This is a genomic window from Acinetobacter genomosp. 33YU, from assembly GCF_001990725.1.
Taxonomy (GTDB): domain Bacteria; phylum Pseudomonadota; class Gammaproteobacteria; order Pseudomonadales; family Moraxellaceae; genus Acinetobacter; species Acinetobacter seifertii.
Genome location: NZ_LFZQ01000004.1, coordinates 172564 through 190042, shown reverse-complemented (window position 1 = coordinate 190042; position 17479 = coordinate 172564). Strand labels below are relative to the sequence as shown.

22 protein-coding genes are annotated in these 17479 nt (G+C 39.9%); 11 read left to right on the top strand and 11 right to left on the bottom strand.

What is annotated here, in order from left to right; translation table 11 throughout:
• The first annotated feature begins 90 nt into the window (after positions 1-90).
• The 5 genes from AC056_RS03795 (at position 91) to AC056_RS03775 (ending at position 3726) form a co-directional block, all read left to right on the top strand.
• Positions 91-2070 carry an ATP-dependent helicase gene (locus AC056_RS03795; RefSeq protein ID WP_077162863.1) on the top strand — a complete coding sequence of 660 codons (1980 nt, stop codon included), beginning with the start codon at positions 91-93 and terminating at the stop codon, positions 2068-2070.
• A 73-nt stretch (positions 2071-2143) separates the two neighbouring features.
• Positions 2144-2383, top strand: coding sequence for an RNA recognition motif domain-containing protein (locus AC056_RS03790; RefSeq protein ID WP_019458044.1), 240 nt, complete (start codon positions 2144-2146; stop codon positions 2381-2383).
• Positions 2384-2390: 7 nt separating this feature from the next.
• A complete protein-coding gene (locus AC056_RS03785; protein WP_077162781.1) occupies positions 2391-2750 on the top strand; it encodes an ASCH domain-containing protein in 360 nt (119 codons plus the stop codon).
• Between the two features lie 81 nt (positions 2751-2831).
• Positions 2832-3335, top strand: coding sequence for a DUF6586 family protein (locus tag AC056_RS03780; protein ID WP_004698871.1), 504 nt, complete (start codon positions 2832-2834; stop codon positions 3333-3335).
• Positions 3336-3447: 112 nt separating this feature from the next.
• Positions 3448-3726 carry a hypothetical protein gene (locus AC056_RS03775; protein ID WP_004698869.1) on the top strand — a complete coding sequence of 93 codons (279 nt, stop codon included), beginning with the start codon at positions 3448-3450 and terminating at the stop codon, positions 3724-3726.
• Between the two features lie 36 nt (positions 3727-3762).
• On the opposite strand, the gene AC056_RS03770 is transcribed toward AC056_RS03775, so the two are convergent.
• The 4 genes from AC056_RS03770 to AC056_RS03755 all read right to left on the bottom strand — a co-directional run bounded on the left by AC056_RS03770 (position 3763) and on the right by AC056_RS03755 (position 7640).
• The gene (locus AC056_RS03770; RefSeq protein WP_004698868.1) at positions 3763-5472 is read right to left on the bottom strand and encodes a cation:proton antiporter; all 1710 of its coding nucleotides are present in this window, start codon (positions 5470-5472) and stop codon (positions 3763-3765) included.
• A 147-nt stretch (positions 5473-5619) separates the two neighbouring features.
• A complete protein-coding gene (gene rpmG / locus AC056_RS03765) occupies positions 5620-5775 on the bottom strand; it encodes a 50S ribosomal protein L33 (RefSeq protein ID WP_001205031.1) in 156 nt (51 codons plus the stop codon).
• A 12-nt stretch (positions 5776-5787) separates the two neighbouring features.
• Positions 5788-6024, bottom strand: a complete 237-nt coding sequence (rpmB, locus tag AC056_RS03760; protein WP_000048256.1) for a 50S ribosomal protein L28 — start codon at positions 6022-6024, stop codon at positions 5788-5790.
• Positions 6025-6191: 167 nt separating this feature from the next.
• Positions 6192-7640, bottom strand: coding sequence for a coniferyl aldehyde dehydrogenase (locus tag AC056_RS03755; RefSeq protein ID WP_077162780.1), 1449 nt, complete (start codon positions 7638-7640; stop codon positions 6192-6194).
• Between the two features lie 112 nt (positions 7641-7752).
• On the opposite strand from AC056_RS03755, the gene AC056_RS03750 reads away from it, so the two are divergent.
• The 5 genes from AC056_RS03750 (at position 7753) to AC056_RS03730 (ending at position 11598) form a co-directional block, all read left to right on the top strand.
• The gene (locus AC056_RS03750) at positions 7753-8445 is read left to right on the top strand and encodes a TetR/AcrR family transcriptional regulator (RefSeq protein ID WP_019458048.1); all 693 of its coding nucleotides are present in this window, start codon (positions 7753-7755) and stop codon (positions 8443-8445) included.
• A 74-nt stretch (positions 8446-8519) separates the two neighbouring features.
• Entirely contained in the window at positions 8520-9383 is an 864-nt protein-coding gene (gene purU / locus AC056_RS03745; RefSeq protein ID WP_004698860.1) for a formyltetrahydrofolate deformylase, read from the top strand.
• 390 nt (positions 9384-9773) lie between these two features.
• Complete coding sequence (locus AC056_RS03740) at positions 9774-10529, top strand: energy transducer TonB (RefSeq protein WP_039250355.1); 756 nt, start codon at positions 9774-9776, stop codon at positions 10527-10529.
• Between the two features lie 44 nt (positions 10530-10573).
• Positions 10574-11194 carry a MotA/TolQ/ExbB proton channel family protein gene (locus tag AC056_RS03735; RefSeq protein WP_019458050.1) on the top strand — a complete coding sequence of 207 codons (621 nt, stop codon included), beginning with the start codon at positions 10574-10576 and terminating at the stop codon, positions 11192-11194.
• Positions 11194-11598, top strand: a complete 405-nt coding sequence (locus AC056_RS03730) for an ExbD/TolR family protein (RefSeq protein WP_004698850.1) — start codon at positions 11194-11196, stop codon at positions 11596-11598. The genes AC056_RS03735 and AC056_RS03730 overlap by 1 nt, the downstream gene beginning before the upstream one ends.
• Before the next feature lie 57 nt (positions 11599-11655).
• On the opposite strand, the gene msrA is transcribed toward AC056_RS03730, so the two are convergent.
• The 7 genes from msrA to lgt form a co-directional block, all read right to left on the bottom strand.
• Complete coding sequence (gene msrA / locus AC056_RS03725; RefSeq protein ID WP_019458051.1) at positions 11656-12180, bottom strand: peptide-methionine (S)-S-oxide reductase MsrA; 525 nt, start codon at positions 12178-12180, stop codon at positions 11656-11658.
• Positions 12181-12280: 100 nt separating this feature from the next.
• Positions 12281-13336, bottom strand: a complete 1056-nt coding sequence (locus tag AC056_RS03720; protein ID WP_077162778.1) for a DUF4105 domain-containing protein — start codon at positions 13334-13336, stop codon at positions 12281-12283.
• Between the two features lie 14 nt (positions 13337-13350).
• Entirely contained in the window at positions 13351-13860 is a 510-nt protein-coding gene (locus AC056_RS03715) for a dihydrofolate reductase (RefSeq protein WP_019458053.1), read from the bottom strand.
• Positions 13861-13904: 44 nt separating this feature from the next.
• Positions 13905-14747 (bottom strand): thymidylate synthase, encoded by an 843-nt coding sequence (gene thyA / locus AC056_RS03710; protein WP_002115009.1) that lies wholly within the window; start codon positions 14745-14747, stop codon positions 13905-13907.
• A 165-nt stretch (positions 14748-14912) separates the two neighbouring features.
• Positions 14913-15278 carry a hypothetical protein gene (locus AC056_RS03705; RefSeq protein WP_077162777.1) on the bottom strand — a complete coding sequence of 122 codons (366 nt, stop codon included), beginning with the start codon at positions 15276-15278 and terminating at the stop codon, positions 14913-14915.
• An 11-nt stretch (positions 15279-15289) separates the two neighbouring features.
• A complete protein-coding gene (locus AC056_RS03700) occupies positions 15290-15649 on the bottom strand; it encodes a hypothetical protein (RefSeq protein ID WP_032048365.1) in 360 nt (119 codons plus the stop codon).
• Positions 15650-15722: 73 nt separating this feature from the next.
• A complete protein-coding gene (gene lgt, locus AC056_RS03695) occupies positions 15723-16541 on the bottom strand; it encodes a prolipoprotein diacylglyceryl transferase (RefSeq protein ID WP_004698831.1) in 819 nt (272 codons plus the stop codon).
• A gap of 93 nt (positions 16542-16634) precedes the next feature.
• Here lgt and AC056_RS03690 point away from each other — a divergent pair, with 93 nt between their 5' ends.
• Entirely contained in the window at positions 16635-17420 is a 786-nt protein-coding gene (locus AC056_RS03690) for an NRDE family protein (RefSeq protein WP_213033471.1), read from the top strand.
• The last annotated feature ends 59 nt before the right edge of the window (positions 17421-17479 follow it).

Below are 17479 nucleotides of genomic sequence, written 5' to 3'. Positions count from 1 at the left end.
AAGGTGTCCTTTTTTGTTTTTAGTGAGCTAAGGTCCATCTCGTGGCATGGGTCTGTTAAACTAGGTCTTGGTGTTTTAGCGATGTGTGTTATGAGTCTTGCAAAGTTAATTAATGAATTAAATGCTCAGCAAAAAAAGGCAGCAACGACTACGGCTCAAAACTGTCTGGTTTTGGCTGGAGCAGGCTGTGGCAAGACTAAAACCATTGTTGCTCGCGCAGCTTATTTAATTGATCAGGGGTTACCTGCAAATCAAATCCAGATTTTAACGTTCACGCGCCGTGCTGCGAGTGAAATTGTAGCAAGGGTTGAACAGCATGTTGGAGTACAAGCCAAAGGTCTTCGTGCATCAACCTTTCATACCTTTTGCATGTACTTGCTGCGTCGTAATCCACAAGCATTTGGTTTAACCCAATTTAGTATTATTGATCGTGATGATCAGTTACTCATGTTTCGCTTATTGAGAGGTAAAGACAAAGATAACGTTTTACCTAAAGCAGCAGAGCTGTGTGATTTGTATTCTTATGCCCGAAATACGCAATCTAAGCTTTCAGAGGCATTACTCAAGCAATTACCTGAAGCATATGAGTACAAGGCACAAATTGCGGAGCTAATGAAAACCTATGAGCAACGTAAAAGAGAGCGCAATTTTTTAGACTATGACGATATTTTGTCGATTGTCGCTGTTCATTTGCAAAACTCGGAAGCACTCACAGATTGGGTTGCAGGTTTTTGCCAAGCTTTGTTGGTCGATGAAATGCAAGATACTAACCCTTTACAGTGGGCACTTTTGCAGCCACTCATTGGCAAGGTGAAATTGTTTTGTGTGGGTGACGATGCTCAGTCCATTTACGGTTTCCGTGGGGCCGACTTTGAAAACATACATTCTTTTAAAGAGCGGATTCCTGACGCGGTTATTCATACCTTAGATTTAAATTACCGCTCGACTCAAGAAATATTGGATTTATCAAACTGGTTATTAGCTCATAGCCCAATCGATTATGAAAAACAATTACAGGCACATCGTGGCAAAGGGCAAAAGCCACAGCTCCACTTGTTTGGTAATGAATTTGAAGAAGCCAATTGGATTGCACAAGACTTAATAGAGCGACATCAGCAGGGCGCAAATTGGTACGACCATATGGTGTTAGTTCGTTCTGGCTACAGTGCTCGCTATTTGGAAGGTGCATTTATTGCCGCTGAGATACCTTATCGTTTTATTGGTGGAGTAAAGTTACTGGAATCCGCACATGTAAAGGATGTACTCAGTCTATTGCGTATTGTGACTAACCCGCAGGATGACTTGGCTTGGATGCGCTTTTTAACCTTATGGGATGGCATTGGTGATGTTGGTGCTAGTAAGTTAGCACAAGAGTTAATGGGCATTAGTGAGGTTGAAGAACGTTGTCAGCGTTTGGAGCGTCATGGAAAAGTCCCTTTACAGGCTATTTTGATTTTGAAGCAGCTTGATGTGTTACAGCAGCATGTTGAAGCAAGTATTGGTTTGGCACTTGATGCCCTAAGTGAACAGTTAGAGCAAAACTATAAAACGAAAGACTGGTCACGTCGCGCTAAAGATTTTGATTTGGTTAAACAACTTGCGCGTAAGCATGCATCGCTGGGTGAATTTCTTGAAGAATATGTGCTTGAGCCGATTTCAGTTTCTGAAATTGAAAAAGCGGGTGATGATGATTTAGTGACTTTAATTACAATTCATTCGGCTAAAGGTGCAGAGCAAAAGGTATGTTATGTACCGCATGTTTCGCCAAATCAGTTTCCATATGCACGCGCACAGGGGGATTTTGATGATGTCGAAGAAGAACGCCGTGTGTTATACGTTGCATTAACACGTGCGGAAAATGAATTGATTCTGACGAAGCAAAACCTCAATACATGGTCACAAGACACATATGATGAACAAGGTCGTAAAATCGAAAGTTATTTCTTAAATGATCTACCCGCACATTTAGTTCAAGCAAAAATTCATCGTCAAGTTCCACAGCCATTTGCCAAAAAACAATGGAACACTTCACGAACAGTAAACTTAGGTTTTGGTATCGATCTCGACTAAACTACTGTATAAGACACTGTGAATACTCAAATGTATATTGGCCCTTATTTTGAAGGCCAGTCAAGGTTAGAAGATGAAAATATTAGTTCGTAATTTAGATCGTTTAGTGACTGAAGCCGAAGTTTTAGAGCTGTTTAAGGCTTATGGTAAAGTTGATTCTTGTGTTGTTGTAACCGATAAAGAGACAGGTAAATCAAAAGGTTTTGGCTTTGTCGAAATGCCGAATCCACGTGAAGCAATCAAAGCCATTAAAGGCTTAAATACACTTAAAGTAAAAGGTTACGGAATTCGCGTTAAAGCCGCTGAAGAGTAATGTTTTTATGCAACAATTTTTAGCTCTTTCTGTGGTTGCTCCAAATGGAACCCGTATAGCCCAAGGTGTAAAGACTCTAGAAGTTCGTTCATGGGTGCCTACAGAGTTGCCTCTTAAAGATCTATTAATTGTTGAGAACCCGAATTTTTTAATCAATGATGGTGATGAAGAAGAGGGAATAGCTGTCGCTTTGGTCGATGTCGATTCTATTCATGCTTGGCAAAATGATGAGATTGAACCTGCCTGTGCTACTGGTTGGAGTGAAGGATATTTCGCTTGGGTTCTGAGTAATGTGCGTCCAATGAAGCAGCAGCTGAAAGTGCAGGCTAAACGAAAAATTTATCAAGTCGCTTTGGATTTTCCATAAATAACGTTGATTTTATCAATGGAGTCGTTAAGCTAAGAATAGCCATATTGATGGCAATCTTTAGAACAGGAAAGTTTAGTTATGTCACGTGTTGCTCGTTATCATGCCGATCGTACCAATCAAAAACTCTATTTTGCGCGCTTAGCGTGTCAACAAGCAGAGCAAACTGATCATGTACAGCAGGTACAAGCTTATCGTGAAACAGCTGTCTTTCACTTGCATGGTGCAATGCTGGCTTTTTTGCAAGAACTGGTACGTTACTACCGTTTAAATGACTCGCAGCCGACATTAAAATCGATTGAAGAACTTATGGCGGCAAAAGGTCAGGTTTCTCCTGAGGTTTCTGTTTTGCAGCAATTAGCCAAAGATGGCTTTGTTGCAGAGTTAAAGCGCGCTTACCGTATGTGTCAGTACGCACCAGAACCAACTGAACCAACGCCGGAAGAAGAAACATCTTCTAATTTGATCATTAAAGTGACTCAGGGACCTCAGTCATGGTTGCCCGATGTGAAAATTTTGCGTGAATGGCATAGAGAATTAAGTCATTTAATTGATGGTTTTCGTAACGAAATGGTCGAGTTCTAAAATTAAACTGTTTAAGCGCTTGAAATTTAATCCTAGTGCGCCTATATAAATAAGACGAGAGATGCAAAGTGCAAGGGTGCTTTGCCACCATGTTGAAACATGGAGGAAGTATATGTCTATACAGCAATTGAAAGAGTTATTTGGCAATCAAGAAGCAGTGTTGGAGTTAGTCCAACTCGAAGGTGGTGAGCTTGCCTTGCGTAATGCTGGTTCTGAAAAGGAGCCCTTGGTTAAAATTCAGTTTAGTGATGAACTAAAAGAGATTTTAGGCGAGCAAACGCCTGTAGTTGCACAGCATATGATTCAGGCTGCTTTATTTGGACTGCTCGAAAAGCAGGTCAATGAATGGCAGGCTGAGGTTGTAGATGAGCAGCCTAAATTCCTAAGTTAAAAAAAGCGTACTCTAGAGTACGCTTTTTTGTATAAGTTAATGATGTGTTGACTGATGCGCCAGTTCGATTTGATTTAAAATATGGTGGCTCATATTCTTTGCCATTTCTTCTTTTGCATAGAATACTTCGCCAATATTTTCATCTCGAATAACTGCTGCTTCTTCTTTACTTTCTGCACAAATTAAAACCTGAATTTGAGGGTTTAATTGTTTAGCAATATCCACAATTCGATGAATATCTAAAATATCCATAGGGGAAATCACCAATAGTCGTGCATGCATGATATGCGCCTGAATGAGAACGCCAGGTTCAGTTGCGACACCACTTACGGCAGCAATATTTGCTTGACGTAGCTTTTCTACAATTTCACGATTTTCTTCTGCAATCACGACTTTAATATTCTGATTAATTAAATTTTCAGTAATACGTCGTCCAACACCACCATAGCCTACAATCACCACTTGATCGCGTAGATAAGCTTGGTCAACTTCATCTGGCAACATCGCGAGTGGGTCACCACTGCGCTCAAGAAGTCGTGCTAAATGAGAGCGTTCACGAATCCAGCGTTGTACAGGTTCAACTGCCGAGAAAACAAAAGAGTTAAGCGTAATAGAGAACAAAGCGCCTGCTAAAATCAGGTTTTGAGCTTCTAGCGTTAATAGACCTAAAGACACACCAAGTGTTGCCAAAATAAATGAGAACTCACCAATTTGTGCAAGGCTGGCCCCGACGGTCAAAGCAGTATTAATTGGATAACGGAAGAATAAAACCAAGGCCATTGCAGCAAGAGTTTTACCCACCATAATAATCGCGATAACTGCCAAAATATGCAGTGGACGCTCGATAAGGATATGTGGGTCAAACAACATTCCTACCGAAACGAAGAATAAAATCGAGAAAATTTCACGTAGAGGAAGGGTTTCTTCTTCTGCACGGTGGCTAAAATCTGATTCTTTTACCACCATACCTGCAAAGAAGGCTCCTAAGGCCATTGAAACCCCAAAGATGGCATAAGAGCCATAAGCGATCGAAACAGCAGCTGCTACGACAGTCAGGGTAAATAGCTCTCTTGAACCTAAGCGCGCAACAAACTGCATAATGATAGGAACAACACGCTTACCCACAATAAGCATAAACGCAATAAAGCCAATCACTTTTAATAGAGTGATTCCCAGTGTTAGCCAGATATTTCCTTCTGCGCCTGCTGGTGCTTTTCCACCAAGTAAAACCGCTGTAGCTGGAAGAAGTACTAAAACAAGTACCATTACCAAATCTTCAACTAACAGCCAACCTACCGCAATTTTGCCGTTTACAGAGTCTAAAAGACCACGGTCTCCTAAAGCTTTTAATAATACAACGGTACTCGCACACGATAAGCTTAAGCCAAAAACCAGTGCAGAGCCAAAGCTCCAGCCCCATAGCATTGAAACGCCAACACCAAGTAAGGTAGCAACGGCTATCTGTAAAATTGCACCTGGTAAGGCAATACGTCGAACTTGTAAAAGATCATTTAATGAAAAATGCATCCCAACGCCAAACATCAGAAACATTACACCAAGCTCAGCAAGTTGGTTTGCTAGATGAATGTCTGCTTCTATACCGGGAGTGTTGGGACTAATAATAATTCCGGCAATTAAATAGCCGATAAGAGGGGGAAGTCGTAGTCGGGCGGCAATATAGCCAAAAAAGAGGGCAACGCCGAAACCAACAGCAAGTAAAATAATTAAATCTACGTCATGCGGCACTAAAAACTCCTTTTACGTGAGTTAGGCTAAAGACAAGCATAAAAAATGCCAAGGCGGAATATGTAGAAAGTTTAACAAAAAGGTGGGTATAAAAAAAATGCAAAAAAAAACGACTTCTTTAAGAAGTCGTTTTTTTCGACGCTAAAATTATTTGATTTTAGCTTCTTTGAAAATCACGTGTTGACGGATTTTTGGATCAAATTTTTTGATTTCCATTTTTTCCGGCATAGTACGTTTGTTTTTAGTCGTGGTATAGAAATAACCTGTACCAGCTGAAGAAACGAGACGAATCTTATCACGCATTGCTCAGACTCCTTAGATCTTTTGACCTTGAGCACGAAGGTCTGCAACAACCTTTTCGATACCCAATTTGTCAATAATACGCATACCTTTAGTGGTTAAACGAAGACGTACAAAACGTTTTTCGCTTTCTAACCAGAAACGGTGGTGGTGCAGGTTCGGCTCGAACCGGCGCTTGGTTTTGTTGTTGGCGTGTGAGACGTTGTTACCAACGACTGGACGCTTGCCGGTAACTTGGCAAACCTTAGACATGGTGTAACTCCATTGATTTAGCCAACAGCAAATCTGTGGCCAGTCATACTAAATGTAAACGGATGAATTCATTCAAGGGGCGTTTTATACCAAAAATACGATTAAAAGACAAGCGAAATTGGTAAAAACGAGGCATGATCTAGTGTAACAGATCATGCCTTGATCAGTTAACGCAACAAGGTTTTCGAAATGAAGCGATGAATTGGTTTATTGAACGGTGGAAGAATGTATTTCAGGCTATAAAGTTTTGGATTCGACATTACCGAACGTTCATGTGAAAGCCCGAAAAAGCCTTCTGGGCCGTGATATTTGCCCATACCTGATGCCCCAATTCCGCCAAATGGCAAGTCATCTTGAGCAACATGGGTAATGACCATGTTAATTCCGAAATGTCCTGAATGAGTATGTTGAGAGATATAATCGGCGCGTGCCTGATCATAGTCAAAATAATACATTGCTAAAGGACGCGGACGACTATTAATAAACTCAATGACTTCTTCTATTTGGTCATATTCTAAAATTGGTAGAACAGGACCAAAAATTTCATTTTGCATAATATCCATTGCAGTCGTTACACCAGTTACTAGGGTCGGTGGAATTTTGCGGACATCATCTAAAATTTCATTTTGCGGATTAATTTCAACAATACGGGCACCCTGATCACGGGCATTTTCGAGATATCCTTGAATACGGTTGTACTGTTTATCATTAATAATAGAAGTATAGTCTTGGTTGTTGCGGAAATGAGGGTACATTCCTGCGACAATCAATTTAAAGTTTTCAATGAACTCGGCAGTTTTGCCTCGTGGTAAGAAAATATGGTCTGGTGCAACACAAGTTTGACCAGCGTTCCACAATTTACCTACAGCAATACGTTGTGCGACATCTTTCATCTCTACGGAAGCATGGACAAGAGCAGGGGATTTACCGCCTAACTCAAGAATAACCGGCACAAGGTTTTGAGCTGCGGCTGCCATGACGGTTTTACCAACCGAAGTCGAGCCTGTGAAAATCATTTTATCGAAAGGCAAATGGCTAAACGCATCGGAAATTACACCGCCACCATTTACAACAGCGACCAACTCTTGTGGGAATGCTTCCGCTAATGCACTTTCAAGAACTTGTCCAAAGTTTGGAGAAGCACTCGAAATTTTAATCATGGCATGGTTACCCGCTGCAAGGGCACAAATGAGTGGACCAACTGATAAAAGTAATGGATAGTTCCACGGGGTAATAATACCAATTACACCCATTGGCTGATATTGTACCCAACCTTTTGCTGGCTGATGTAATACACTGATATGGCGTTTTGATGGTTTCATCCAACCGGTTAAGTGCTTACTGTAATACTTGATTTGTTCAAGACAAGTAAGCAATTCACCAATTTTGGTTTCCATAATGGCACGATTACCATAATCAAGGTTAATTGCTTCGGCAATCTGATCTTGATATTTTACCAAAACTCTTTTAAGACGAGCTAAACGATCAATACGCTCTTTAGCAGTGGGTACCGGATGACGTAAGTAGGCAATCTTTTGCTGCTCAAGCAAATCATGTAAATGCTTAACATCATAAGGAACCTGAGTCTCTGGATTTGTTTTTGTTTGACTGTTCATCGGTACTTACCAAATATACTGATATACTTAGTTTTTAGAGTAAATACTCTAAAGAGTCAAGTTGGTTTCTGTATTCACGTCTTAACCATATGAATTAACGAAGGTTATTGAAATGTCTCTACCTAAAGCTCTGAAGACAAAAGACCGGATTTTACAAATCAGTTTGCAGCTTTTTAATGAGCGTGGCGAACGGTCTGTCACAACCAATCATATTGCTGCAGAGTTGGGGATTAGTCCTGGAAACTTGTATTACCATTTTCGAAATAAGCATGAAATCATTAAGGAATTAATGTATCAGTATCAGGTAGAGACTTTAGAAATGCTCTCTTTACCTGAAGACAGACCTTTAACCACTACTGATAAAATTAACTACTTTCAAGTGTTAAGTGGTCAACTCTGGAATTATCGTTTTATTCATCGTGATGTTTATCACTTAGTTGAAAGCAATGAAGACTTTAAAAAGATCTATCCGAGATTTGCAGGCCAAGTCATGCAACAAGGGCAAAAAATTTATCAAGCCTTTGTCGACGCAGGTCTTATGAAAATGACGGCTTCTGAAATTGAAGCACTCATTATTAACCTTTGGATTGTTTTAACGAACTGGACTAATTTTTTATATATGTCTGGACATATTAGTGACAACAATCATCTTGAAGAGAAATGGGTTTGGCAGGCATTACGTCAGATGGTTTTCTTAGAGGGCCCTTATTTAATGGGTGAAAGCCGTGCCACTTATGAACAACTGCTCGAATCACTTGGGCCTTCTGATCTTTTCGCAAGCTTGTCATCCTTAAAAGATGAATAGTTGTGCTTGTTTATTTAGAGCGCTAGAATACTCGGCTTATCAAAAATTTGTCTCAATTAAGTGATATTAACAAAATGAATATGACCACTGCCAATACAGCCCGTTTACTGATTACTTGTGAAGACAAGCCTGGGATCGTACAGGCTGTATCGAGCTTTTTGTACCATCAAGGTGCAAACATTACCGCGCTTGATCAGTATGCGACGGAAGCTCAAGGCGGGCGTTATTTCATGCGTGTTGAATTTGAACTTGATCATTTACAGTCGCGTAAAGATGCATTAATTCAAACATTTGCTGTCAACGTTGCTGAGCGTTATGGCATGCAATGGCGTCTTGCATTCGTAAACGAAATTAAAAAAGTTGGTATTTTAGTTTCTAAAGTTGACCATGCTTTACTTGAGTTATTGTGGCGTCATGCACGTGGGTCGTTACCTTGTGAAATTACGCATGTGATTTCTAACCATGAAGACTTGCGTGAGTCTGTTGAAAACTTCGGTATTCCATTTACTGTAATCAAAGTAACTAAAGACAATAAAGCTGAAGCTTATGCTCAAATTGATGAAATGATGCAAGGTAACGACTTATTAGTTCTTGCACGTTACATGCAGATTTTAAGCGAAGATTTTGTTGCAAAATGGGAAATGAAAATCATCAATATCCATCATTCATTCTTACCTGCTTTTGTTGGTGCAAACCCATATAAGCAAGCCTATGAAAAAGGTGTGAAGTTGATTGGTGCGACAGCTCACTATGTGACTGCTGACCTAGACCAAGGCCCGATTATTGAGCAAGACGTTGAACGTGTAAGCCACGATTATAATGTTGAGCAGTTGCGTGAGCTTGGTGAAGATGTAGAGCGTAATGTATTAGCTCGTGCTGTTAAATGGCACTTAGAAGACCGTATCATTGTAGATGGTAATAAGACGGTTGTTTTCTAATTAGCTCATATTTTTAAAAGCATGCTCTTAGGCATGCTTTTTTTATAGCTAAAATAAATTTAAAATGTTATAACGTAACATAAATTTGATGTTCGATTGCTTAGCCTTAATATTTAATTGTTTAATCAACGCTTATGTTGAGCACAGTTTGATAAATAAGAAATGAACTCAAAGTTTTTAGCGTGCTGTTTATACAAGAGAAAAGTAAGGTGATATCACTTTATGAGGTTAGATAGCACAATACTGGGTAGTGTTTTTCGCGAAAAAAGTAGTTGCAAATGAAAACACTTCTCATTTATTATTGTGGCACTTTATTGTTCTATCCGATGTTTGAAATCGTTTCTCTTAATTAAAGGTCGAGATCATCATCCATTAGGTAATTAGATTCTTATGAGTCAATCTTCCGCAGCCTTAAACTCTCCTAATCCGATGAAAAAGAAAGTCATCACGGCCCTAATTGCGGTTGCAATTGGTCATATCGGGGTCTTATGGGCAGTTAGCCACATTAAGCCTGCTGAACTAAAGCCAATTGATAAGAAACCTTTACAAGTCCGCTTTGTAAAAATTCAAGAGCAACCGAAACCACTACCTCCTAAACCAAAGGAGCCGCCTAAAAAGCCGGAACCTAAGAAAGAGGTAAAAGAAGTTAAAGTTGTTGAGAAACCTGTGACTCCACCTAAACCAGTGGAAAAAATACAGCAGGTGAAAAAGGCTGAAACTCCTAAACAAACAGTAAAGACAGAACCAAAAGTTGAACCCAAAATAGCTGCTCCAGCGACAACTGTTACTGAAAAAGTCGTTGAGAAACCAAAACCAGTGGTACAAGAAGCGCCTAAAGCTCAACCTGCACCAGATCCGTCACCAAAACGCGTTTCAATTGGTGGTTCAGGTGTACAGTGGAGCCGCTCACCACGTTTGACTGTTTCACCAAAAGATTTACAAGGTGAAGCACGCTCAGTTGTTGTACAAATTGAAGCTGACGAAAAAGGCAAAATCATCAACGTGCGTGTGACCCGAAGCAGCGGTATTTCAAGTCTAGATGACAAAGTAGTTCGCGCTGTTCGCGGTGCAAAATTTAAACCTTATATGGAAAATGGTGTTGCTTATCCAATTAAAGCAGAGCAACCCTTTGATTTAACCCCTTAAACGAATTTGAGTCCCAACGGCTAACCTTAATCAGGAGTTCGAATATGAACTTTTCAATCTATTGGCAACATGCAGATGCAGTGAGTAAAACCCTGTATTTCATTTTATTGGCAATGTCGATTGCTACTTGGACAGTTTTCATCTTACGTTTGATGGGGACTCGCCAACTAAAACAACAAGCTTATGCTCAACTTTCTAAGGCTATTACTTCGCTAAAAGCAAAGTTACAACCTTTAAGTTTTGAACAGCGTAAAGCAGTTGCAGAGCAAGCATTATTGCGCCAAATTTCTGCTGAAAAAGTCAATGCTGAAAAAGGTATTTCTGTTTTAGGAACAATTGCTTCAATTGCACCATTCGTTGGTTTGTTTGGTACAGTATGGGGTATTTTCCACGCGTTGGTTGCTGTAGGTAAGAGCGGACAAGCAGGATTGGCTCAAGTAGCTACACCAGTAGGTGAAGCGCTTATTATGACTGGTCTTGGTCTTGCAGTTGCGATTCCTGCAGTATTGGCTTATAACATTTGTGTACGTGCTAATCGTGGTCTTGCTCATGATTTACAAGATCAAGCACACAGTTTGTTAATTGATACCATGTTGCAGCAAGACTCAACTGTAAAGTCTGATGTTAAAACTGCAGAACAAAGTTATGTTGGAGGTCAAGCTTAATGGCTTTTCAATTGGGTGAAGACCACGATAGTGGCATAAATGAGATGAACCTCATTCCGCTAATCGACATTATGTTGGTGTTAATGATCATCTTTTTGGTCACAGCAACAGTTGCCAACCCATCGATTCCATTAACACTGCCTAAAACAACTGCTGAAATTATTGATCCACCACCAAAAGCGATTACGATTAGTATTAATGCAAATGGTGAAGTGGCTTGGGATACTCAAGTAATTAGCCTTGATGAGCTTCAAAAACGTTTCCAAGAAGCAGGTCAAGGTGAGGTTAAACCTACGGTTCAACTTCGTGCTGATAAAGAGTCGAAATACGATACTGTGGCTCAGGTAATGTCTCGCGCCAGTGAAGCCGGACTGAGCGATATTGCCTTTGTAAGTGAAAACTAAAATTTAGTTGACTCAATAAAAAAGCAACCAATTTGGTTGCTTTTTTATTATTCTGATTTATTGATCTTTCATCAGATGCTGGAATTTACTATATAGCTTTAATAGCTTAGGTGGAATCGCAAAGTTGCAATAACCTTGTGAAGGGTTCTTTGCATAGTAATTCTGATGATATTCTTCAGCCGGATAGAACGTCGGCACAGGAGACAATTCAGTCACAATATCAAGATCGTCATCTTTTAGCGTTTGAATCGTGTGTTCCGCTGCCTGCTTTTGCTCTTCGTTATAATAGTAAATAACAGAGCGGTACTGAGTACCAATATCATTACCTTGGCGGTTTAAAGTCGTTGGATCATGCGTTGCAAAGAATACATCGAGTAACTGTGAATATGTTACTTGCTTTTCATCAAAATCAACCAAGATAACCTCAGCATGCTGAGTATCGCCTTGACATACTTGCTCGTAGGTAGGGTTGATCGTATGTCCACCTGCGTAACCACTAGTTACTTTTTCTACACCACGGATCTGTAAAAATACGGCTTCGACACACCAAAAGCAGCCGCCGCCAAATAATGCCTGTTGCATTGTGTTTCCCTCTATTTCCTGCCTATTACAATAGGGTCTATCTATTTAGATTACAAAGTAAAGCATGTATAAAAAAGTAAAGAAAAGTGCATTACTTATTTCATTTTGCTTTAGGTAAACCTTGTCGAACGATTTGAGAGAAGTGTTCACTACTCTGATCTGAAAGTTGTTCAAAATGTTCAGTGCGTGGATTGATATGTGCGATTTGATACCACTGCTTTAAACTAATATTTTGATTAAGGGCTTTAAGATCATATAAATAATTAGGTAAATAACCTGAGGCTATTAAACGATAATCTTTAGGAAGTTGATATGGATTAATCGCTTGAACCATATCGAAAATCAAGGTTGTACAATTACTTGTGAGCGTATTATACCATTTTGGTTGAGCACGTAGCTCATCTGACTTTTTAAGATATTCTAAAAAAAGCGCTTTCTGTTCAGAACGTGGCATATTAATTGGGAAATTATAAACTTGCTCTTTACGAATGTTACTGCGTGTGTAGACAATATCTTTTTCATCGGACGCAATTAAGCTCAGTTCGTATTTTCTAAAAAAACCACCCACTGCCGAAAACTCTTCGTTCTTTTCTTTTCGAATTTCGATTGAAAAAACCAAAGGTTGTTGATTTTTAAACTCAAAACTGACCAGAGTATGGGCAATTTGTGGCCCCATCCAGTAAGAGGTAATAATATTTATGCCATTTAACTTGTTCAGGTTAAAAGTACGGGTTTCCCAGCGGACATCATAAGTGCCATCAGGGTGCCAGTTGAAGTTACGGACATTGTGCAAGGTAATTACATCGCCATGTTTTTCGTAACTTAGTATATTGGCAACTTCAGGATTCCAGTCACGGTCTTGACGTGCTGTAATCGAGAAGTACCAAACCAAAGAACAAGCAAAAGCTAACAGATAGATCAAAATGTCTGTACGACGGCTAATGATATGGCCATTAAAATATAAGCCAGCCATACTTAAAGCAAAGGCAATCCATATGCCAATAATAATGCGGCTGCCTAACCAGCCAAAAGGTTGTTGCACCCAAAGTGCTAAACACACCCAAATGCTGGAAAGCACAATAAACAACGTGAATAGACCATGTAAAGCGCCGAAGAGGAGGGCGATAATAAATTCACGTGTTCCGATATTGTGCATAAGCGGCCATAAAATTATTTTTTATAAGTTGCAAATTCGAATGAAGTTCCTGTTTTTTCATCTACTTGCTGCTCGCTCGCAACTTTATGAAATTCACTCGGTATAGTTGGATAATGTGCATCACCTTGGACATCTAAGTCAACATGAGTGAGTTCAAGACGGTCTGCAATTGACAAGGTTTGCTTAAATATTTCACCACCACCAATGATGAAAAGCGCCTGCTTTTCGGTGTTTTTGGCATCTTCTAAAGCTGCATTTAAAGCATCTTCAATTGAATACGCAATTTTTACACCATCAAAGTGCCAGTTAATGTCACGGGTAATTACCCAGTTCACACGGTTCGGTAGAGCACGGCCCATAGACTCAAGGGTTTTACGGCCCATGATGACCACACCACCCTGAGTGATTTCTTTAAAGTGTTTTAAATCGGCAGAGATATGCCATGGCAACGCATTGCCTTTACCAATACAGTGATTTTTGTCCATTGCGACAACGTGAACAACTTCTACATTTTGCCATGCCATAATCTTATTCTCTAAACCGTAATCTAATGAAATTTAAGCCGTCGTTATACTGCAACCGGTGCTTTAATTGCCGGATGTGACTCGTAACCTACAATCTCGATATCTTCAAATTTGAAATCGAAAAGGTCTTTAACTTCCGGATTAAGTTTTAATTGGCAAAGTGGTAATGGTTCACGCGTTAATTGTAGTCGTGCTTGTTCAAAATGGTTGGCATAAAGATGCGTATCGCCACCAGTCCAAACAAAATCACCTACACCTAAGCCGCACACTTGAGCAATCATATGAGTGAGTAGAGCATAACTAGCAATATTAAATGGCACGCCCAAGAATACGTCAGCACTTCGTTGATAAAGCTGGCATGACAATTTGTTGTCTTGTACGAAAAATTGGAAGAGTGTGTGGCAAGGTGGCAATGCAACTTGTCCAGCTTCATTCGGGTTCCAACCAGAAACGATTAAACGGCGTGAATTTGGGTTAGTTTTGATTTCGTTAATTAACCATTTAATTTGGTCAAAACCATCTTGGTTATAAGTACCATCAGCATTTTTAGTTGCGCCGAAATTACGCCATTGGTGGCCATAAACTGGGCCTAGTTCATGTTCTGGACGGCCAAAACGAGCCGTTTGTTCTGCTGTTGCCCATTCGTCCCAAATTGAAACTTTATTGTCTTTTAAATATTGGACGTTGGTGTCGCCTTTTAAAAACCAAAGTAACTCAATCACAATAGAACGGAAGTGAACTTTTTTTGTAGTGAGTAAAGGAAAACCTTTAGAGAGATCAAAACGCATTTGATGACCAAATACAGAACGGGTTCCTGTGCCTGTACGGTCGCCTTTGTCACCGCCATTATCAAGGATATGTTGTAGTAGGTCTAAATATGCACGCATAACACTCTCGAGTTCGGATTAATTCCATTAAATAAAGGGGGGAGATAGCTCAATGATAAATAATTACGCAATAGAGCTGCTTCATCATGAACCATTGAAGATGATACCTGTTGTAGCTCAAGATGAAAATCTAAAAATAGTTCTATGGCATTTCAAGAGGCGTAATTATTCAAAACGCTTGGCACGATTCTGATAAATCGAAACAAGAAAAAATCCAACCAGTACAAAGCCTAAAGCTTGTATCGTTAAGATCCAATTGTGCTGAGGCGATAATAGCCATACCACAATAGCAACAATAATAAGAGGATAAATTCTAAGCAGAAACTGGAAGTTAGATTTATATGAACTACGATCTGGAATTTTTGTTTGTAAATATTGCCCGAAATGAAGTCCGAAACCTAACACAAGGCTAAGAATAGTATAACTCGGCGATAAAGGCTGGACTTGATTGGCTACATAAATTGCAGCACAAACCGCAATAATGAAGATAAGTTTGATGTGACGCGGTGCGTTGTACCAATAAGCCAACATAAAGAATGAGCCTATTTGTTAAATAACGATTGTGGTGAAAAAATAAAAGCAGCAAGCGCCATAAATGCGATGCCTTGAACGCCCCAGATCAGTAAGTTAGGCATGGCTTTCACAAAAATAAGTGCAAACAAGAGTGCAATAGGAACCCATGTAAATAGACGGTAAAGTAAACCGGTTGGATTACTTTGAGCAAAATGCAATTTAAAGTAACGGCAGATTAAAAAAATAACCCCAGTTCCCGTAAACATTAAAATAGTATCTAACGGTAATGGTTGATATTGATATAACCCAATACAGATTAAGAGGGTAATAATTAAGATCATTAATTTTTTAAAAGACGGGACTTGCTTGTTAAACCAGAATTCCAGCATGGTGTATCTTCTTTCTTGGGAGATAAAAACTGTAGCATAAAAAAGAGGAGTCGAAACTCCTCAGATTTAGATGTTAACTGTTCTTTTGTGGGCCCCAGTCATAAATTTTCTTTTGATAGGCATACCACATCATCCAAAGGCCAATGAGTAGCATTGGAACGGTAAGGATCTGACCTTTAGTCATCCAGCCAAATAAAATGAAACCTTGGTCGGCATCTGGTTGACGGAAGAATTCCATTACAAAACGTGCAACGCCGTAACCCATCAAGAATAGTGATGAAACGGCCATACGAGGGCGAGGTTTTGAACTAAACCACCATAAGATAATGAATAGAATTAGACCTTCACAAAGCGCTTGATAAATTTGAGAAGGATGGCGAACCAAGTGTAATGGATCGGTTGGGAAGATCATTCCAAATGGATAGTTCGGATCTGTAACCGCACGGCCATATAACTCTCCACCAATAAAGTTACCGAAGCGTCCGAACATTAAGCCTGTCGGTACACAAGGGGCAATAAAGTCGAGTGTTTGGAACCATGTTTTTTGATATTTTTTACACCAGAATAGCATTGCAATCATGACGCCTAAGAAGCCGCCGTGGAAGCTCATACCACCAGTCCAGACTTGGAATAGCCAAATTGGGTTTTCAAGGAATTTATCAAACTCATAGAAAAGCACATAGCCGATACGTCCGCCGAGTACAACACCTAAAGCGCCGTAAAACACCAGATCGGAAACCATGTCCGATGTCCAGCCATCACGCTGTTTGGCACGGTAGGAAGCAAGTCCCCAAGCACATAAAAATGCCAATAAATACATGAGTCCATACCAATGGACTTGAAGAGGTCCTAGATGTATTGCGACCGGATCGATATTAGGATAGGTCAGCATTGCTGCTCCTTGATCTTACGTTTTGACAGATTGTAGCGGAATGATGTGAAAAATGTTGTACATTCAATGTGTAAACATAGGGAACAAGAATCAATGTGTATTGTGGCTTTAGCATGGCATGTTCTGGATGATATGCCCTTGTGTCTTATTTCAAACCGTGATGAGTTTTATCATCGACCAACCGCATTATTGCATCAATGGGAACATACACCCATCATTGCAGGGCAAGACTTACAGTCAGGTGGTACTTGGATGGGGGTTACACCGCAGGGCCGATGGGCTGTGTTAACTAATTTCCGTGATGGACGTGATAAACAACAATACGAGACTTCTCGTGGTCATTTAGTTCAGGCTTTTTTAGAGTCTGAGTTATTACCGATTCGTTTTGCTCAGCAATTAGAACAACAGCAACAGAACTTTGCTGGTTTTAACTTGTTTATGGGAACGGCTGATCAAGCGGTTTATATGAGTAACCGCGGAGAAGCACCTCAAGTATTAGCCAATGGTGTGTATGTAGTTTCGAATGGTTTGATGTCCGATCACTGGGAGAAAACCAGACATTTAAGAACTCGTTTTACGCAAGAGTTCTTGCCTATGCATCAGCACAAAACAGAAGAGCTAAGCTTGCAACATGCAGCGTGGGATATTTTAGAAGATGAGCGTAAAGTCACCACAGCATTGTTGCCAAATACGGGTATTCAACCAGAAATGGAAGAGTTGCTATCATCGACTTTTATCCAAAGCCCAGTATATGGAACCCGGTGTTCGAATTTTTTAAGAATGACCAATAATGAATGGATTTGGTTGGAAAAGACCCAGCAAGGGGAACATGGCGGCCAAATTGTACAGCAGCAGGTACCTCTTTTTAGAAATAAATGAACTTTAAATACAATAAAAGAAACCTGCATAAAGCAGGCTTCTTTTGAGTTGTGGTAAGA

Excerpts from the sequence above, each read along its gene's own strand:
- AC056_RS03755 (WP_077162780.1), bottom strand. The coding sequence starts at position 7,640 with ATGAACAGTCAAACAAAAACAAATCCAGAGACTCAGGTTCCTTATGAT.
- rpmB (WP_000048256.1), bottom strand. The coding sequence starts at position 6,024 with ATGTCTAAGGTTTGCCAAGTTACCGGCAAGCGTCCAGTCGTTGGTAAC.
- AC056_RS03735 (WP_019458050.1), top strand. The coding sequence starts at position 10,574 with ATGAACTTTTCAATCTATTGGCAACATGCAGATGCAGTGAGTAAAACC.
- lgt (WP_004698831.1), bottom strand. The coding sequence starts at position 16,541 with ATGCTGACCTATCCTAATATCGATCCGGTCGCAATACATCTAGGACCT.
- AC056_RS03700 (WP_032048365.1), bottom strand. The coding sequence starts at position 15,649 with ATGCTGGAATTCTGGTTTAACAAGCAAGTCCCGTCTTTTAAAAAATTA.
- AC056_RS03795 (WP_077162863.1), top strand. The coding sequence starts at position 91 with ATGAGTCTTGCAAAGTTAATTAATGAATTAAATGCTCAGCAAAAAAAG.
- AC056_RS03720 (WP_077162778.1), bottom strand. The coding sequence starts at position 13,336 with ATGCACAATATCGGAACACGTGAATTTATTATCGCCCTCCTCTTCGGC.
- purU (WP_004698860.1), top strand. The coding sequence starts at position 8,520 with ATGAATATGACCACTGCCAATACAGCCCGTTTACTGATTACTTGTGAA.
- thyA (WP_002115009.1), bottom strand. The coding sequence starts at position 14,747 with ATGCGTGCATATTTAGACCTACTACAACATATCCTTGATAATGGCGGT.
- AC056_RS03730 (WP_004698850.1), top strand. The coding sequence starts at position 11,194 with ATGGCTTTTCAATTGGGTGAAGACCACGATAGTGGCATAAATGAGATG.
- AC056_RS03705 (WP_077162777.1), bottom strand. The coding sequence starts at position 15,278 with ATGTTGGCTTATTGGTACAACGCACCGCGTCACATCAAACTTATCTTC.
- msrA (WP_019458051.1), bottom strand. The coding sequence starts at position 12,180 with ATGCAACAGGCATTATTTGGCGGCGGCTGCTTTTGGTGTGTCGAAGCC.
- AC056_RS03750 (WP_019458048.1), top strand. The coding sequence starts at position 7,753 with ATGTCTCTACCTAAAGCTCTGAAGACAAAAGACCGGATTTTACAAATC.
- AC056_RS03715 (WP_019458053.1), bottom strand. The coding sequence starts at position 13,860 with ATGGCATGGCAAAATGTAGAAGTTGTTCACGTTGTCGCAATGGACAAA.
- rpmG (WP_001205031.1), bottom strand. The coding sequence starts at position 5,775 with ATGCGTGATAAGATTCGTCTCGTTTCTTCAGCTGGTACAGGTTATTTC.
- AC056_RS03740 (WP_039250355.1), top strand. The coding sequence starts at position 9,774 with ATGAGTCAATCTTCCGCAGCCTTAAACTCTCCTAATCCGATGAAAAAG.
- AC056_RS03775 (WP_004698869.1), top strand. The coding sequence starts at position 3,448 with ATGTCTATACAGCAATTGAAAGAGTTATTTGGCAATCAAGAAGCAGTG.
- AC056_RS03790 (WP_019458044.1), top strand. The coding sequence starts at position 2,144 with ATGAAAATATTAGTTCGTAATTTAGATCGTTTAGTGACTGAAGCCGAA.
- AC056_RS03785 (WP_077162781.1), top strand. The coding sequence starts at position 2,391 with ATGCAACAATTTTTAGCTCTTTCTGTGGTTGCTCCAAATGGAACCCGT.
- AC056_RS03690 (WP_213033471.1), top strand. The coding sequence starts at position 16,635 with ATGTGTATTGTGGCTTTAGCATGGCATGTTCTGGATGATATGCCCTTG.
- AC056_RS03780 (WP_004698871.1), top strand. The coding sequence starts at position 2,832 with ATGTCACGTGTTGCTCGTTATCATGCCGATCGTACCAATCAAAAACTC.